Annotated in this window: 11 protein-coding genes; all 11 read right to left on the reverse strand. The window is 33.8% G+C overall.

Annotated features, from left to right (window positions below; all coding sequences use genetic code 11):
- Window positions 1-26 precede the first annotated feature (26 nt).
- Complete coding sequence (locus J3U23_RS09310; protein WP_267339097.1) at window positions 27-1604, reverse strand: VWA domain-containing protein; 1578 nt, start codon at window positions 1602-1604, stop codon at window positions 27-29.
- 53 nt (window positions 1605-1657) lie between these two features.
- A complete protein-coding gene (locus J3U23_RS09315) occupies window positions 1658-3088 on the reverse strand; it encodes a VWA domain-containing protein (protein ID WP_267339099.1) in 1431 nt (476 codons plus the stop codon).
- 58 nt (window positions 3089-3146) lie between these two features.
- Window positions 3147-3632, reverse strand: coding sequence for a hypothetical protein (locus J3U23_RS09320; RefSeq protein WP_267339101.1), 486 nt, complete (start codon window positions 3630-3632; stop codon window positions 3147-3149).
- 1 nt (window position 3633) lies between these two features.
- Window positions 3634-4323 (reverse strand): hypothetical protein, encoded by a 690-nt coding sequence (locus J3U23_RS09325; protein ID WP_065562892.1) that lies wholly within the window; start codon window positions 4321-4323, stop codon window positions 3634-3636.
- Window positions 4323-5930 (reverse strand): SUMF1/EgtB/PvdO family nonheme iron enzyme, encoded by a 1608-nt coding sequence (locus tag J3U23_RS09330; RefSeq protein ID WP_267330573.1) that lies wholly within the window; start codon window positions 5928-5930, stop codon window positions 4323-4325. Before J3U23_RS09330 ends, J3U23_RS09325 begins: the two co-directional genes overlap by 1 nt.
- Window positions 5887-7110, reverse strand: a complete 1224-nt coding sequence (locus J3U23_RS09335; RefSeq protein ID WP_267339103.1) for an ABC transporter permease — start codon at window positions 7108-7110, stop codon at window positions 5887-5889. The genes J3U23_RS09330 and J3U23_RS09335 overlap by 44 nt, the downstream gene beginning before the upstream one ends.
- 10 nt (window positions 7111-7120) lie before the next feature.
- On the reverse strand, window positions 7121-7834 hold the full coding sequence (locus J3U23_RS09340) for an ABC transporter ATP-binding protein (RefSeq protein ID WP_267330571.1): 714 nt from the start codon (window positions 7832-7834) through the stop codon (window positions 7121-7123).
- A gap of 3 nt (window positions 7835-7837) precedes the next feature.
- A complete protein-coding gene (locus J3U23_RS09345) occupies window positions 7838-9802 on the reverse strand; it encodes a vWA domain-containing protein (protein WP_267339105.1) in 1965 nt (654 codons plus the stop codon).
- A gap of 12 nt (window positions 9803-9814) precedes the next feature.
- Complete coding sequence (locus J3U23_RS09350) at window positions 9815-10864, reverse strand: hypothetical protein (RefSeq protein ID WP_267339107.1); 1050 nt, start codon at window positions 10862-10864, stop codon at window positions 9815-9817.
- A gap of 126 nt (window positions 10865-10990) precedes the next feature.
- Window positions 10991-13663, reverse strand: a complete 2673-nt coding sequence (locus J3U23_RS09355) for a putative virulence factor (protein WP_267339108.1) — start codon at window positions 13661-13663, stop codon at window positions 10991-10993.
- Complete coding sequence (locus J3U23_RS09360; protein WP_065562899.1) at window positions 13660-16686, reverse strand: virulence factor SrfB; 3027 nt, start codon at window positions 16684-16686, stop codon at window positions 13660-13662. The genes J3U23_RS09355 and J3U23_RS09360 overlap by 4 nt, the downstream gene beginning before the upstream one ends.
- Window positions 16687-16690 lie beyond the last annotated feature (4 nt).

The following is a 16690-nucleotide window of genomic DNA, read 5'->3' on the forward strand; positions in this document are numbered from 1 at the left end:
GATAAATTACCATCTATTAACTTTAATTACTGACAAACAGGCCTATTGATTTTTAAGTCTGAAACAGCTTTATTCATCTGCCTAATCATATCTTTAGGACTTTGTGCAATATACACTTTGCCACCTGTCGCATTTGCGATACAGTCTATTTTATGTTCACCTGCAATATCTACTATATTTATCTTCAAACGAGGTTTTTGGGTAGCTATATGATTAGCAAGAGTACAAATATTTGCACGCGTACAATTATCCTCACCATCACTAATTATAAGAATATAATCATCACGTTTTACACCGTCAAGCATTTGGCTGGCTTTTTCTAATCCGCTATAAAGTGGTGTTCCTCCACCACCAGCAGCACTTGGTGTTAATCTATTAATTTTACTTTTCAAAGCACCTCTACTTGAATAATTATAAAAAGGCGTAGTATCGGCTACTGGGCAACCATTAAGGGCCACCAATGAAATATTAATATTTTGCTGTATTTTATCAATACTTGTTAATGCAACTTTTTTACTGGTTGATAAACGAGTTGGTAAACGCGTCATTCGTTTGTCATAATCTATTTTATCTTGCTGAGACATACCTCTCGGATAACCATAACTTAAATAATTGAAATATTGCCCGACTTCCATTGGTGATTCAGCTAAAGTTACAGTCATCGATAATGAATTATCGAATATTAATGCCATTTTAGATGGATTACTATTTTTGGCTAATTCTTCTTTAGTAATACAGTTTGGTGGATTTTTTACTTTTGGCTTTGGTTCAGGTTTAGGTTCAGGCTTAGGCTCAGGATTAGTAATCGGATCTGGAACCGGTTTTGGTTTAACAACAGGTTGAGTTTCAGGAGCTTTAGGCTCTTGTTTTACTTCAGGCTTAGACTCAGGATTAGTAATCGGATCTGAAACCGGTTTTGGTTTAACAACAGGTTGGGGTTCAGGAAAGTTAAGTTCTTGCTTTACTTCAGGCTCTGGTTGAGGCTTAATAACTGGTTCTTTTGGTTGTTCAACAGTTGGCTCTACTTTTTTTTCTTCCTTGACAGTTATAGGCTCGACGTTTTTAGATTCTTTAAAAGGATTAAAAAAGTACCATACTAATCCTAAAGCTGCTAATAAAAGTAAGGCTAAAATCAAAGTATACCACCATTTCCAGAAAGGTTTTGGTACTATTACTGGAGCAATTGGTAGTTCGATAGGTTCAAATGTATCGACAATAACCGGCTCATTATTGATTACATAAATATTATTCTTTAGGTTTTTAATTCTCAGTAACCATGAAGAAACTAGAGTTTTTTGTTCATTAGTTAAAGAAATTAATTTTACTGCTGTTTCAATATCATTGATTCTAGTAGCTAGAGTTTGTTTAATTTCAGATTTATGAGATTCGTCAATTATGTCATTAAGTAAGGTGGGTTGCCCTTCAAGATTTGTATACCAACCTATATATTGATTGCCTTCAATTAATTTTGGTGTAGCAAAAATTGAATATGTTCTAGCGGTTAGATGTGGTTTAAGTATTGAAAGTAAAGAACCATACTGTTCCAGTAACTGCATCTTGTTTAAATTACTTTGTTCAAAAGCTATGCGAGTTATTCTTTGCATTTCTTAACTTAATCCTCATCATTAGCCGGTAATTTGAAAAATTACTCGGTATTTTATTCGCAAATAGGCTTACTAATATTCATATTTGAAACTGCATTATTCATTTGATTAATAAGCTCTGTTGGACTTTTAGCTATATAAACATTTCCCCCCGTTCTTTTTGCAACACAATCTATTTTATGTTGCCCAGCTATATCAACAATATTTATTTTTAAACGTGGTTTTTCTGCTGCAATTTTAGTAGCAAGGGTACAAATATTAGCACGAGTACAATTATCCTCACCATCGCTGATAATTAAAATATAATCATCACGATTAACGCCATCAAGGAGTTTACTCGCCTGTTTAACACCACTGTATAATGGTGTTGCACTGTTATAGTCTAAAGGACGCAATCGTTTAATTTTATTTTTTAGTTTTTCTCTATTTTGATAAGAATAAAATGGTGTTGTTTGTGCTGCCGGACAGCTTGTTAATGTCACAAGTGAAATATCGATATTTTGTTGTATTTTATCAATACTTGTTACTGCAACTTCTTTGCTTTTTGATAAACGATTAGGTAAACGGGTCATCCGCTTTTCATAAGCTTCAGCTTCTTTCCGAGTCATTGAATAAAAATTAGCTTTTAAAAACTTATTAATACTTGCTTGTGACTCCATTAAAGTAATTGTCATGGAAGCTGAATTATCGAAAATCAAAACCATTTTAGGTGCGTCTTTATTATTGAGCACTTCTTCTTTAGGTACACAATCTTTTGCTTTTTCTACTGGTGCAGGTGCAGGTTCAGGAATAGGTTCAGGAACCGGTTCTGGTTTAACTTTAACATCTTCTGGTACCGATTTTATTTCAGGCTCTTTTGGTGGTTCAACTATTGGAGTTGGTTCCGTTTTATGTTCTTCTACATTTTGAGCAATTATTTGCTCAGGTATTTTTTCTTTTCCATATGGACAGAAGAAGTACCAAAGTAAACCAAGCAATCCAATTAAAAATAAGGCAAGCAACAAGAAATACCACCACCGCCAAAATGATTTTGGTGGAACTACTGGTGGTGTTATAGGAGATTTAGGTAAAATAGGTTCTTCAAAAGTATTAACTATAACCGGATCATCGTTGATAACATAAATTGTATTACCCAAACTTTTAATTCTCGGCAACCAGGTTGATATTAAAGTTTGTTCTTCGATTGTTAATGACATCGTTTTAATCGCTAATTCAATGTCATTAATCCGAGTATATAGCGTTTTTTCAATCTGCTTTTTATGTTCCTCGTTTTCAATATTACTAAGTAAGACAGGTTGACCTTCAAGATTACTATACCAACCAACATATTGATTATTATCAATTAACTTAGGAATACCTAAAATTGAAAACGTCCGCTCTGTTAAATTTCTTTTTAACAATGCTAACAAAGAATTATATTGTTCTAACAAAGACGCTTTATTAGGATCACCATTATCAAATATAATTCTTGTTATTCGCTGCATTGTTTCTTTATTTCCCTATGTTCAACAAATTTTTTAGTTAATCAATATCAAATCATTGTTAAATATTTAACGCTTTTTGTAATCTTTGAAGCTTTTTATTTAACTTATCTAACTCAACTTGTTTTTCAATGTCAGATGCATTTGAATTATTAACTTTATTCATCTGCTGTTCAATGTCTTTAACTTGAGCTTGAAGATCATTACGATTTTTAGCTTTTGCTTTGACCTCATTGGTTAACTGAGTTAACTCAGTTTTTAATTTTTGTAATTGAGCTTGTTTTTGTTTAACACTCAGTGATGTAGAGTTTTTCTGTCTCTCAATAGTTGCGTAAATTTCTCTAAACTGCGCATTAGCTCTTTTCTCGTTTTCTAATATTTGTTCTTTCTTATCAATACGAGCTTGATAATTACCAGAATAATTACAGCTAATTTTGTCCAAAATACCAATGTTTGTATTGGTTGGATCGCACTGTTCTGGCGTTGTTGAACAACCACTCAAAAAAACGAGCGAGCTTAGTAATAAAATATGTGAAATCTTTTTCATATTAGCTTACCTTCACTGCTGAGCGTTGCTGAGTAACAAGGTTGACTTGCTTTTCAAGCACAGCAATTTGTTTATGTAATTGGTTAATTTGTTTATCAAGTTTTGAAACGTTTACGCCTGATCGTCGTTCTTGAGCAGAAATTGATATCCAATCTCTTTCAACTTTTTTCATACGAGATAATTTATCTGTTAAATAAGCAATGTTAGCATCAATTTGAGTTAAATCACGTTTAGCTTCGGTTTTATTCACTGTTTGTGACTTAATTTGATTATTTAATGTTTTAAGTGTTGCTAAATTTTTATCTAATACAGTTTTAGCTGTTTCTGTTACAGCTTGAACTTCATAAGTATTTTGCTGAACATCTTGAATATAAACATCAAGTCGCATTTCGGCATCAGCGTATTCTGCACGTTTAGTATCAAGATAGTAATTTGCACCCATCATTACACCACAACCCACTGCAGCTGACGCAATACAAGTACCTGCTTTACCACCTAATAAAAAACATCCAACACCAGCTACACCTGCACCTACAGCGCAAGACTGCCATGCTGATTTACTAAAGAACTTAGCACTATTACTTTTAGTTAAGGTAGGATCTACACCTTTAGTTCTTGCCCCACCCGAATTCTGACAACCAGTTAAAACCATTGAGATACATAAGGTTATCGTTACTATTAGTTTATTCATTATTTTTTCCCTTTTATTTCATTACATGTTTGAAGCCAAGTGGAACGCTCGATCTTCCCTGATTCAATATATTGATTAATATGTTTGAAATAGAGTTTTAAATAATCACTCATATTAGCCTTACCACTATTTTCTAAAATAAATTGTGTGGGTTTAGATTGATTATTAATCGTGTCTATTTCATAATTTGTAGCAGTATTTACAATCGTATCAGAATAATATTTTAGTATAAAATCACGCGCCTTTTTAGATTCATCTAAGACATTTTTTAAATTATTTAATTTCACTTTCGAGCACATATTTTCATCATCTAAAGAATCTATTTCGTTTGGATCACAGATTTCTTCAGTCATTGTTTCATACAGATTATTATTATATTCAAATTTATCATTCAAATCTGATACATTAGCACAGAGGAAAGCACCTAATTGTAGTGCTGATTGAATCGAGCGGTCTCTTTGTTCATCTCGCGCTTGATTAGCGCTGCGTAATAAGGCATTTAGTTGATTCAATTCCTTTTTAGTTTTTTCATCATCAACTTGTTTAGTGATTTTTTCAAGTTCATTGACAACATTCTCATTCTTCGAAATGCCAGCACCATTACCTAATTCGTTCCATTCTTGATCGAGCTGTTTTACCAGATCATTCGACTGAATAACTTCACTTGTATAAACTAAACGAAAACCAACATCTTTGCTTTTATATGCACTTTGAGCATCATAATAAGGTTTTTCCGTTCTAATAGCTGTTGTCATTGAGGATTCAGGGGTTAAATAACTGCCTCCTCGAACAATCATACCGCCTTGTTGTCCATGGTAACGATCAAGCTTATTCATACGGAATGAATCAAACATCATTTCACTTGCATTACCCAAAATATCATAGATATCAAGAGGGTTAGGTTCTAATCGCCCAATAAGCTGCAATTTACCATTTGCTGATTTAGCACCTGAGAACCAAGCATAATTTTCTAAGTTATTAGTCATAGGAAATCTTGATTCTCTAAATTCCGATTCCGTAACTTTAGACCCACCTCGTGCTGCATATTCCCATTCAGTATTACTGGGTAATCGAACATAACCTTTAGGTACATCAATTGATTTAACTGTAGATTGATTAAGTAACCATCGATTATATTTATCAGTAAAAGCAACGGCATCAAACCAACTAACTTCAGTAATTGGGAAAATAAGATTAGGTTTAGCGGTTGGACAAGTATCATTCATAACAGCTTGATATTGAAGTGCAGTAATTTCATATTTACCAATAAGAAAATACCTTTCCTTACCAGCATCGGAAAAACTACCAGATATATAATTAGGAGTCGCATACTCAGCAAAACCTAATTCTTTATTATTACTACCTAAAACAATTTTGACATCATCTAGTAGTTTACGTGTTGGTGTAAAAACTTTTTTCATCACCAAACTGCCTTCACATGGCATAGGTAAAATAACGTCATCATTTGAAGGTTTGGGATTATAAAATTTACTATCCCATGGTTCAGCATAACTTATACTCGAAATTAAACCTAATCCAATTGCCAAGAAAACTGGTCTAAAATTACGCTTCGCGTAGGCTTTCTGCTGGTTGAATACTAATAGCACCTCGTCCTCCTATCGCAACAACAACAAATGATATAAATAACGTTAATACAAATGCGATAATAAAATGATAAAATTGTAATTGACTTACAATTGGTTGTGAAACTAAATTTTTACCTAAGACCAGATTAAATGTACAATTCCCTAATAAAAAAAGTACACATGAAACAATAAAAGCTAAACAACTTAATGCCATCGCTTGAGTAAGCAAATAAAACATCACTTCCTTAGACTTAAATCCGATAAGTCTCATAAAAGCAATATCTTTACGCTTTCGCTCAATATTAGATAAAAATGAACCACTAAAGGATAATATACAACCAAAAATTGCGGTAATAGCAATCACGCTGAAAATAAAACTAAGTACTTTATCAATTGCTTGCATATTTTCAATTGCATTTGCTTGTGTTCGAGTTTCTATATTTTTTTCACGTAATTTCAATGATAAAGGCGCAACATTATCAAGAGAATTGGCATAAATTCGCGCTCTGGCAAATGAATCAGGATAAGTAGAATTAGCCAAACCGGTTCCGTTTGAAAAAATTTCACTTTGAAAACCGTCGTAAAAATGTTCCATTTCAATTAAAAGATCTAAACTTACAAAACCGGCCGCACGGCCATAATAAGCTTCAGGTATAATGCCAATAACCTCCAATTCCGTTATACCTTTTTCAAGTTTTCCATCCAGCTGCCTTGTGATTACCATTTTTACTCGGCTTCCTATTTTTGCTTGCATTTTTTCAGCAGCTAGAGCGCTCAATAAAACTTGATTTTCTTGACTAATAAATGGCATATTTTGGGTTATCGGATCACCTTTTGCTGTTGGAAGAACTTCAACATTATTAACAAAATGTCCAGAATCTTTAAACATATCTGCTTGGGTATTCAATGAACGTGTAAGAGGAATAACAAATGCAGTTTCAGGTTGGTTTTTAATCCAATCAAACATTGACTGATCAAATTGTAAATTACCAACAATTTTTACTTCTAAATTTTGTGGATCATTAAGTAATTGATGGCGTAGCTGTGCAACAACACCATATTTTAAACTAAACAAAAGTAACAAGGGTGTAATAACTGATATTATTGAGGCAATAATACAAAATGATACTTTCTTGTCATACCATAGATCGGCCAATGATAATCGAGAAATAAACCGCCACTTTGATGTTACTTTATCCATATTTTACACCTTACTTTATAACGGACGGTAAAAATTCTGACGATTGCATAGATGTTAATTTTGCCGATAAAGTGAACAACCCTTTATTTTCAATTCGTTGCCAATCATGTGTAACAATCATTGCAGCAATATTATCTTGTTGAGCTTGTTCTATTATTAAATCAAATAACAAATTTGCATTATAAGGATCAAGAGCAGAGGTTGGCTCGTCAGCTAATAATAACGCGGGTTTATGAATAATAGATCGAATAAAAGATGCCCGTTGCCTTTCACCTATAGATAGTTGTTTCGGATATTTATTCAATAAATGAGCAATATTAAGTTTATCAACCAAATAGTCAAATCGATTAGAATCAACAGGTTTTCGCAATACTTTAGCTGATAACAAAATATTATTTTTAATATTTAAAAATGGAAGTAATCCACCAGTTTGTAACATAAAACCCAAATATTGCGCTCGGATATTAGCTAATTGATTAATATTATTCTGATGAATCACATTAGCAATGTCATAAGTTTCATTATCAACCATAAGATTATAACAATCGACTTCATCTGGCTTAAGAATCAAGCCTATCATCTCAAGTAAAGTACTTTTACCGCAACCACTATCACCTTTAATGACAACCACTTGCCCTGCTTTCATCGAAAGCTCAGGTAAACAAACCTTAAAAAAAGATTTACCGATCGGTCTAGAAATCACCAAATTATTTATAGTTAACATATTTTATGGCAACATTTCTAATGGAATCGGGTAAACGTTTTCTCTAGGGTCACTACCTTCAGATAGTGATATCCAACGATCAACATCAGCATTACATTTTTGGTAATAACGCACTTTACTATTTAGATTACGTATGAATTTTTCTTGTTCAATCCCACTCATACTTTTCCATGTCTCTTGATCAAGACTAGTTACATCACTTTTATACGGAATATTATCTAAATATTCACCTAATAGTCCTAAATCAGCAATTTTTGTGACTGAATCTGATTTTAATTTACTTGGATCTTGCCCCATCGCAGCAGCAACAGAACGTAATTGTGAGAACATATCATCGGCAGAAATTAACCCATCATTAGCAGCATTAGCGATTTTAGTTACAATATCGCTTAAATCACTTAATTGTGATTTAGTTAGTAAAATTCTAGGTTCTGCTGTTGGAATTGTCGGTTTAACAAAGTCTTTATCAGCTATCCAGGCTTTAAAAACTGACGGAGCCTTAGTGCCGTTAGTATCACCTAAATAAGCTAGCTGCATTGCTTTACCTAATAGTAAAGCATCTTTTAACATATTAGAGTCATTATCATCTTTGGCATTAAGGGCATTACCAACTGAAGACTCACCTTTATAGGCTAATTTAACTTGCTCTGATAATGCTTGAGCTAATGAATCTACTTTTTTACCAAACTCATTTACATCGCCAGCATTAACAGGATAATAAAGTGATTTATGAATAAAATCGTTATAGGTCAAATCAGAATATTGCTTTTCGGCCACTTGATGATCTTTTTCACCACTTGGCGTTTTTAAATGTAAAGCATAAATTGCAACACCTTTATGCTGTGCTTCAAGTCGTAATTGAGCAGCATCCATACCTGTACTTGAAAGCTTATCATCGCCAGGAATAGCGCTTGCATCAGTAATTAGAATCATATATCGAGCGCCAAAATTATTCCAATTAATATCATTTAACGCTTGTGCAACACCCGCGTAAGAGTCCTCAGCAAAATAAGTTGTTGAGACCGTGGCTTGTTTAAGAGAAGCACTAAGTTTTTTGAATTCTTCCTTATTTTTTACTTGATTTGGATCTACAAATATCTTACTGACAAACTCCAATTTATCCGAAGCTTTTAAGCTTGAACGAAAAGATACCAATCCAAATTTAACCTGATCTTGTAACTGTTCTTTTTCAATACGCTGATAAACTCGTTCAACAGCCTCTTTTGTTCTCGATATATAAGGATCCATCGAAATCGTTGAATCAATAACAAACACAATTGCAGCTTTAAATGGAGCAACTTGGTTAGTATTATCATCCGAAGATGAGGTAGATGGTTTATTATTACTTTTAACCACCGCTTGTTGTTTACTAACTGAAGCCACCTCTAAAATTCGTTCATAAAAACCTTGCCCATTCATTACCTCCTCACCTTGTAAAATCGGTAATAAATAAAAATTATTCTTGAAATCAACAAATTCCTTAGGTTCTTGAGCCAGAATCTGTGGTTCGGCTTTATTCTCTTTTAGTGCGTCTCGAATGGGTTTTAATAACGTTTCAGGATTATCCGCATCAACAATTGAGGATAATGAGGCTTTATCTTTAAAAAATAACAGAGGGTCACGATCAACTGGATTTGTGAACACTAAAGTCAATTGCATATTCCACTCAACCGCACATGAATTATTAATCCAACCAACTGTATTGCCGTAAGAATCTGGACCAACATTCAACCATTCTTGATTATTCTCATTTTTACGTTCATAGACATAATAACGAGAAAACGCAGGTACTGATTGGCCTTTAGCATCATTAATATTCTTCTTCAATTCACACATCGGAGTACTAAGAACTCGCTGATAAAGTGTTGTTTTACCTGCTTGCTTTAATGGTTCTAAAGCTGACGTAACTAAAGGTAAACAAGTAAGACTAAATCCGATAATCAATATTGAAATTAATGTTTTTTTCATACCTGCACCTTATTATTTTTGCAATTCAGCTAGGCGTTCTTTAGCTAAAACGTTATTAGGATCATTATTCAATGATGTTTCATACCAATAAATTGCGGTACCTTTATCAATTTTAAAGCACTGATTATCTTGATAAAATTTTTCATCATATTCTTTAGCATAAAGTAAAGCAATTTTAGCATTCAGCAAAGACTGATTAGCATATAAACGCTGAGCGATATTACATTTATTTGCTTGTTTTGCTTGATTTATTATCTCAATTATTGTGTCCGTATCAGGTTTTGACTGTAAACACTGTTGAATAAAAAATAAATCATTACTGTTTGCATTTGTAACGTCACACTGACTATTCATTGTCGCAGTCAAAGGACTCTTATCTTTTGAAAAGAAGAAATACCATGCCGCTACACTTAGACCAGCTAAAACTAATAATGTGATAAAAATTAGGATAATTATTCCCTTTTTACTTTTTGATTTAACTGGTTGTGGAGTAGAAACTTCTTCTGGTGTAATCGCAGGTTCAGGCTCAGGAGCTGCTTCTATTTCAACTTCAGGCTCGGCAATTACCTGATTTTCTTCTTCAGCAACAGGCAATTCAGTTTGAGGAATATCAGATTCTGAAGGTGCTTTAGAATCTGATTCAGTAAAATTCGAAACAATCTCATCAGGCTCAATTTTATCTTCTTCTATAGCATCAGATTGTTGAGTATTTAGAGCAGATGATGGAAATACTGTTTCACCAATATTAACAACACCACTATCGATATAACTTTCATTTTGCTTATCACGGATCTGAATAAGAAATCTAACACGGTTTTCTTGAGACAATAATGAGTCAACTAACCACTCATCAACTTGGCCAGTTAATTGCTCATTATCTACCGACATATTAGTTAATGTATGCCAATTTTTTTCTGGTCCCCACTGATTAAGACCTGATAAATAATAACCATCCTGATTACGTTGAATAAGCATATCAATATCGGCACTACCATTCCATTTTTGTGCCAAAAATTTAGCAATACCTGGCTTGTAGCCTTCTAATTCAATTTTTAATGCCATGATATCCTCTATTTCACAATTATAATGTTATCAATATGGATTGATAAATCTTTCATAATAGAAGGTAGTTTAAGCTACCTTTTTTATAATTATTAAATGATAACCATCTAATATAATCACAACATATTATTTTATTTGCGATTGTTTAAAGATAGTTAAAACCTCACCAAGTTGAGAATTTTGTTCTTGACTAATTTCACGCCCAGCGTGATGCCCGACATTTTCTTGTGCCAGCACCGCAAATGCAATAAACCAATCAAATATAGCAAACTGAGAATAATTTTTAGTCTTATCATCAAGCACTGGAAGTGGATGAGATAATTGACTTGAAAATTGGCTCAATGGTGAAGAAAATATAGGTTTACCTTGATTAACACGGCTTGTCGGTATTTCATTTGCTTGCCCTTGAATAAACCCAAGCCAAGCAATAAAGTCGGTCAAAAAGAGATGAATAGAGCTAATTTGTCGAGACTCAAGATCATCACGTTTACTTCCCATATTTTCGATATCTAAAATTTTCTGCGTTAAACTTGCTTCAAGTTTTAAACGGTTAGCGGCAGTTATTAATTCTTCAACAATAAAAGAGAGTGATTTTTGCTCAAGTCCAAAAAATTGTAATATATGTTTATCTAATACAATATTTCTTAAATGCTCCAACCATGCAGTAAATACGTTTTTCGCAAATTTTGATTCAGTAGGTAAACTAGCAACAGCTTTAGGTTTTAGAGGAGAGCTAGAATCGGGGAACAGCTCAAATTCAGTGTTTAAACCAAAATCGTTTGAAGAATTATCTAATATATCATCACTACCTGTACTGCTAACTTCATTATTTATATGGCTTGAATGATAAAGGGCTCGAATAGTTTGATCTGGCAATTCTAAAACTTTAAGTAGTTCGCCTAATAATAACGCTTTACCTTGTAGTTCTTTTACTACACCACTAATGATTTGTTTTTTCTTACCAAGTTCTTCATCACTGCCGGCTTGATACCAAGTATCAAAACGCATATTGATGATATAATCTATTTTCTCATTGAGTTGCTCAACAATTCGTTGTTGTTTAACTTCAGTAATAGCGACTTGTTCTAAATATTGGCTAATCCGACCAATTCCACCATCATTTAGCTTCAACATCGCATCCCAAGCTTGGTCTGGATCGCTTACATACTCTTTAATATCTGGATTTTCAACAAATGTCTTTTTCAAAACTGACATTTCTTGTTGATAATTATCATTATAAGATAATTCAAGATTTGCCTTGGCGTCGACATTTAAAAACGGTACATCAAATCCAGGTTTACGAACCAAAAATACATTATTAAATTTACCATTATTTGACCAATTGGATAACCAATCATAGCTACCAAAACGTTCTAAAATAGTTTGTTGTAATAAGCCACCTTTACCCCAAGTATTACTTAGATTATCTTCTGATTGATGTAATGATGCTCCAATTCTTTTATCAAACATGGTAATAGCCCATAGTAAGCCAGCTTTTTTAGTAGCCCTTTTCTCAGCGGTTTCACCTTGCGTTTTATCAATCCAACGTTCTAATACTGGACCAACATCATTAACATCTGACTGTTTATCTGATGGAGTACAAACAACCAAAACATTCATTTCTTGGCTATCAGTATATTTCTCAAATAGATAAGCAACTTTACCACGCAATAAAAGTTGAGCAATTGGATTACCTTCTTTAACATCAGAGATAGAAATTAAATTTAATCGACCTCGATATCCAGGAAAATCAAGTAAATCGACCTTCTCAAAAGTTGGTACTCGAGTTTGATTTACTAAAGGGAAGATTAATTCTGCGGTTAAAAAAGCTAATTGAGCTAATGATATCGAAGTTGGTATTCCATTAAGTGGTGTAACGGATACAGATGAATCTTTCTCCGTATTTAACCTTTCAAGCATATCAACATTCATTATGCTATCAATCTGTGACTTTTTACCATCATGCTCCTTCACCAATACTGAAAGAGGTGCATAAATAGTATTAGCATGGTTTAAACTTGACAAGGTCGTAGCTAACTGCACATAAATTGCAGTGAGTTCACTTATGCCTCCCCACAACACAGAGAATAAAGCACCTCGGTCTACAGTCGAAAGATAAGGTAGTAAAGACACAGCTTTCTCCCAATACCCTCCTTTTAAACCTTCAAGTGAATTACCAAAGTTTTCTGATAAATAATCATAGAGATCAACAATATCATCTTCAGTTATACCACCCGTATAATCAGATTGTTTTTTATTTTCAGATTGTTGAATAAGTTGATTTAACTCTGAAAATTCAATCTTATTCACAACTTTCTGTTGATCAAAATCTTTAAAATATGCATTAATTAAAATTTTAACAATTTCGATTTCTTGAAAAAGTTTAAGCTCTAGCGGATAGTTGGCAATGCCACCTTTAGCGGTACGACTAAATCGTGTAACAAGTCCCGTTGCCTCTTTACCACCGCCAACAGGATTGACATGATCAATAAAATCTAAAATTTCATTATCGACAACGGTTTCAAGCTTACCATTCTCACCCGCAGCTAACGCTGAAATGAGATAAGATTTACCTGCTTGCGACAATCCAAAAAAGCCCACCGCAACAGACTTGGTTGACACATCACCCAATCGTTTTGCGCTATTACGCAAACGACGTAGATCTAGAATTAAATTATCAGCCTCATTGTTCAAACGCTTTGATGAATCTCGGGTTTGACTCACCCACTCTATTGCTTGTTCTGATGCTTGATAAACCTGTTCCCAGGATTTAGGGAGTTGTTCATTTAAATTTTTCATCGTTTTATCATTCCACTATCAAGCCAATATTGTGTGCTAATTAAACCTGAATTTACCATTGTGTTTAAATTAAGTTTGATATCCTTGGTTTTATTACAAGCACGTCCATCTGAAGCTTTGACATCTTTAATATAAAAATTCTCAACAGTTTTTTGTCGATTTTTAATGCCTAAAGTTACCTCTAAAACCACACCCTCAGCACTCAACCGTTTAGCCACATCACTATTTTCAATAGTCAAAATATAAATTGGTGATGCAGGCCAACGATCGATTTCAAGCTGTTTAAAACCAAGCCTTGTTGTGCCCCTAATTTCGAAAGAATGGTCAGGGAAATCATAATCAGGATCATCTAAATCAATATCTTGATAATAAATATTTTCTTTCTTTATCATGTTTAGATTATCTAACAAACCAATGTATTTGACTGTTGAATATAAATCCATATTCGATGATCTAAAATAGAAATTCGGTAATCTTAAGTTTTTACTTAGAAAACATAACATAGCGCCAACAGCAGCCGTTGTTTTTGGATCATCAATACGTTCTTGTTTATGGAATGGATACCATCCACCTGTATAATAACCATGTAATGGTAATATACGTCCTACTGGCATTGATAATCGTGAACGGAAATAACTTTGTACACCTGGCAGCCGCGAAGGACGGCCAGTTAATAACAATACATCACATTGATAACAACTAATAATCTCTGATAACGCATCAAACGTTTTACAAATATTGTAATAATCACCACGAATAAATAAGTGATGAATACGTTTAAGGTCAATTTCCACATTTAGATCAAGCACAGAAAATTCAGGATTATTTAATGCTCGACTAATCGGTTCATTAATAAAATTCAGAACATGATCGGTCATCGCATTATTTTGCAGTAATTCACTAAATGTCATGTTATAAACATGCTGCTCAGCATGTAATGGATCATAAAGCTCATAAAGCTTTAATACATGCAAGCCTACTGGCGTAAACAGTTGTAAAGTTAATTGTTGGCGCAGTACTGCATCTTGTATTGATACCTGCTGAGAACCAATAATAGTAGATAAAATCGGGTTAGGATCTGCAAGCCCAGCTTGTTTTAGGCCATTGTTTAGCGAAGATAAAACGGTATCTTGAATAATATCAAGTAAAATATCATCACCAGCGACTTTAAATCCATCACGAAAACGTTGTGTCGGAACAATGTAAGCATTACTGCCACTAAGCTGTTTATTAGCACCATAATCAAGTTCATAATCATTTATAACTAAATCAGTTGTGCCACCACCAATATCAACGGTCGCAATCGTTAATTTTTGTTTATTGGTTTTATCTGGTCTGACCATTGAAGCGATAAACTCTTCTGATCGACCATTATAATTGTTTTGGGTTTCATTAAAGAGATAGACCACTTGGCCACAGGTCGCTTCATCCCACTGAATGTAAATTTCAGGGATGTTTGGCCATATACTTTTTAATTGTTCAGGATCACTAAAATCTATATCATCGTCAGAACTATCCCAACCTAAACTTTTCCATACCAAACCGATAGCTTGATAAACACAGCTTTTAAAGATAGCTTGTTCTGGTTTTGGCATCGCTGGGGGAATAGTAAGAATAATTGAACGTAAATTACGAGGCGTTCTAGCGTGTTCAAGCTTATTACGCTGAGCAACACTATTTATTTGCATTAAAGCATGCATTAATACTTCACATAGCATAAATGTCATCAGTGAACTACGTGAATATTTTGGATGAAACACTGGCATTTTACGATCAAATTCTTCCTCAATTTCATTACTGAGGACATGCAGTGCTTCACCATATTCATTAATTAAGCTAGAAAACGGCTCTGCCGTTGCAAAGGGTTCATGATCGCTCTTCACATAATGAGAATTGAATCGCCAACCTTGCTCATACTTCTCCTGATCCCATAAATAACGTTTTGGACTTGAAAGCCCCGTCGCACCTTCGTTCCCTTCACGACGACTAGCTAAACGACTGGCTTCTTTTCCAACTCGTACAATACTAGGCCAGCGGAAAGTATCACGTCGTCCACTTTGTAAAGAAAAGTGCTCTTTACCAAAAAAGGTTTGTGCAAATTCTACTCGGCTCTCAAACGGTTCATTATAGATATGTTCAGGTTGAGTTAAATCCCGAATTTCAAGCTCATAGCGACGATTTAAGCTATCTTTATCTTGAACGTGATCTTCAATTAGTATTCCACATGTTCTAGAATTACCAACATCTAAAATCATATCAACAGGAATTGATTTAACCACATCATCTCGATTATTTGAGACAATTTTGATTTTTGGTAACTGTAATGAATCAGCAAGCAAATTAAGAATATTTAAATAATGACCATAGTAAGCTTTATTATTTATTTCTAACTCAATATCATCTTTATGAATTTTTAGTCGCTCTGGTTGGGGCGCTAACTCTTGAAATAGATCAATTAACCAACTGGTGATCCACTTTTGCTCTAAGTACCAAGCAACTTGATCTGAACGATGAGCTAAACTAAAAACAGCTCCTGTTTTGACATCATTTTCAGTCGGCGCTAAATAAGCAACGTCCTGCATATTGCTGAAAATTTTTGTATCGAAGGCGAATGTAATGCGGTGTGTATTGCCATCAGCATCTTCACCTTCTGGAATACTAACAATTCGAACTCGACTCCAGTTATGCGGGCCTTTATCAAAACGCTCTGGTGGCATTGATCTTAAAACCGGCACAGGCAACCAAATGCCATCAAACAGTTTTAATGATTGGTCAACACTTATCTCTTGAGTTGGCGTAACAGCAAAAGAGAGATTATCCGGCGCAAAAAATTTACCACTATCGATATCTTCAATTAATCTAACTAGTGCTCCGCTTTCTGATGGATCAATAAAACAGCCATTAACTTTACTTCGCCATTTATTATCTTTCCAATCTATTTTTAATGCAAAATCAAGAAACTGAATTCCACTATTCATGATAAGTGTGACTTCTTGACCATAATTGCGTATTTCTGGAAGCATATAC

This window comes from Gilliamella sp. B3367 (genome assembly GCF_026536825.1).
Classification (GTDB): domain Bacteria; phylum Pseudomonadota; class Gammaproteobacteria; order Enterobacterales; family Orbaceae; genus Gilliamella; species Gilliamella apicola_E.

Coding starts and splice junctions, on each gene's coding strand:
- J3U23_RS09310 (WP_267339097.1), bottom strand. CDS start 1,604: ATGCAAAGAATAACTCGCATAGCTTTTGAACAAAGTAATTTAAACAAG.
- J3U23_RS09315 (WP_267339099.1), bottom strand. CDS start 3,088: ATGCAGCGAATAACAAGAATTATATTTGATAATGGTGATCCTAATAAA.
- J3U23_RS09320 (WP_267339101.1), bottom strand. CDS start 3,632: ATGAAAAAGATTTCACATATTTTATTACTAAGCTCGCTCGTTTTTTTG.
- J3U23_RS09325 (WP_065562892.1), bottom strand. CDS start 4,323: ATGAATAAACTAATAGTAACGATAACCTTATGTATCTCAATGGTTTTA.
- J3U23_RS09335 (WP_267339103.1), bottom strand. CDS start 7,110: ATGGATAAAGTAACATCAAAGTGGCGGTTTATTTCTCGATTATCATTG.
- J3U23_RS09340 (WP_267330571.1), bottom strand. CDS start 7,834: ATGTTAACTATAAATAATTTGGTGATTTCTAGACCGATCGGTAAATCT.
- J3U23_RS09345 (WP_267339105.1), bottom strand. CDS start 9,802: ATGAAAAAAACATTAATTTCAATATTGATTATCGGATTTAGTCTTACT.
- J3U23_RS09350 (WP_267339107.1), bottom strand. CDS start 10,864: ATGGCATTAAAAATTGAATTAGAAGGCTACAAGCCAGGTATTGCTAAA.
- J3U23_RS09355 (WP_267339108.1), bottom strand. CDS start 13,663: ATGAAAAATTTAAATGAACAACTCCCTAAATCCTGGGAACAGGTTTAT.
- J3U23_RS09360 (WP_065562899.1), bottom strand. CDS start 16,686: ATGCTTCCAGAAATACGCAATTATGGTCAAGAAGTCACACTTATCATG.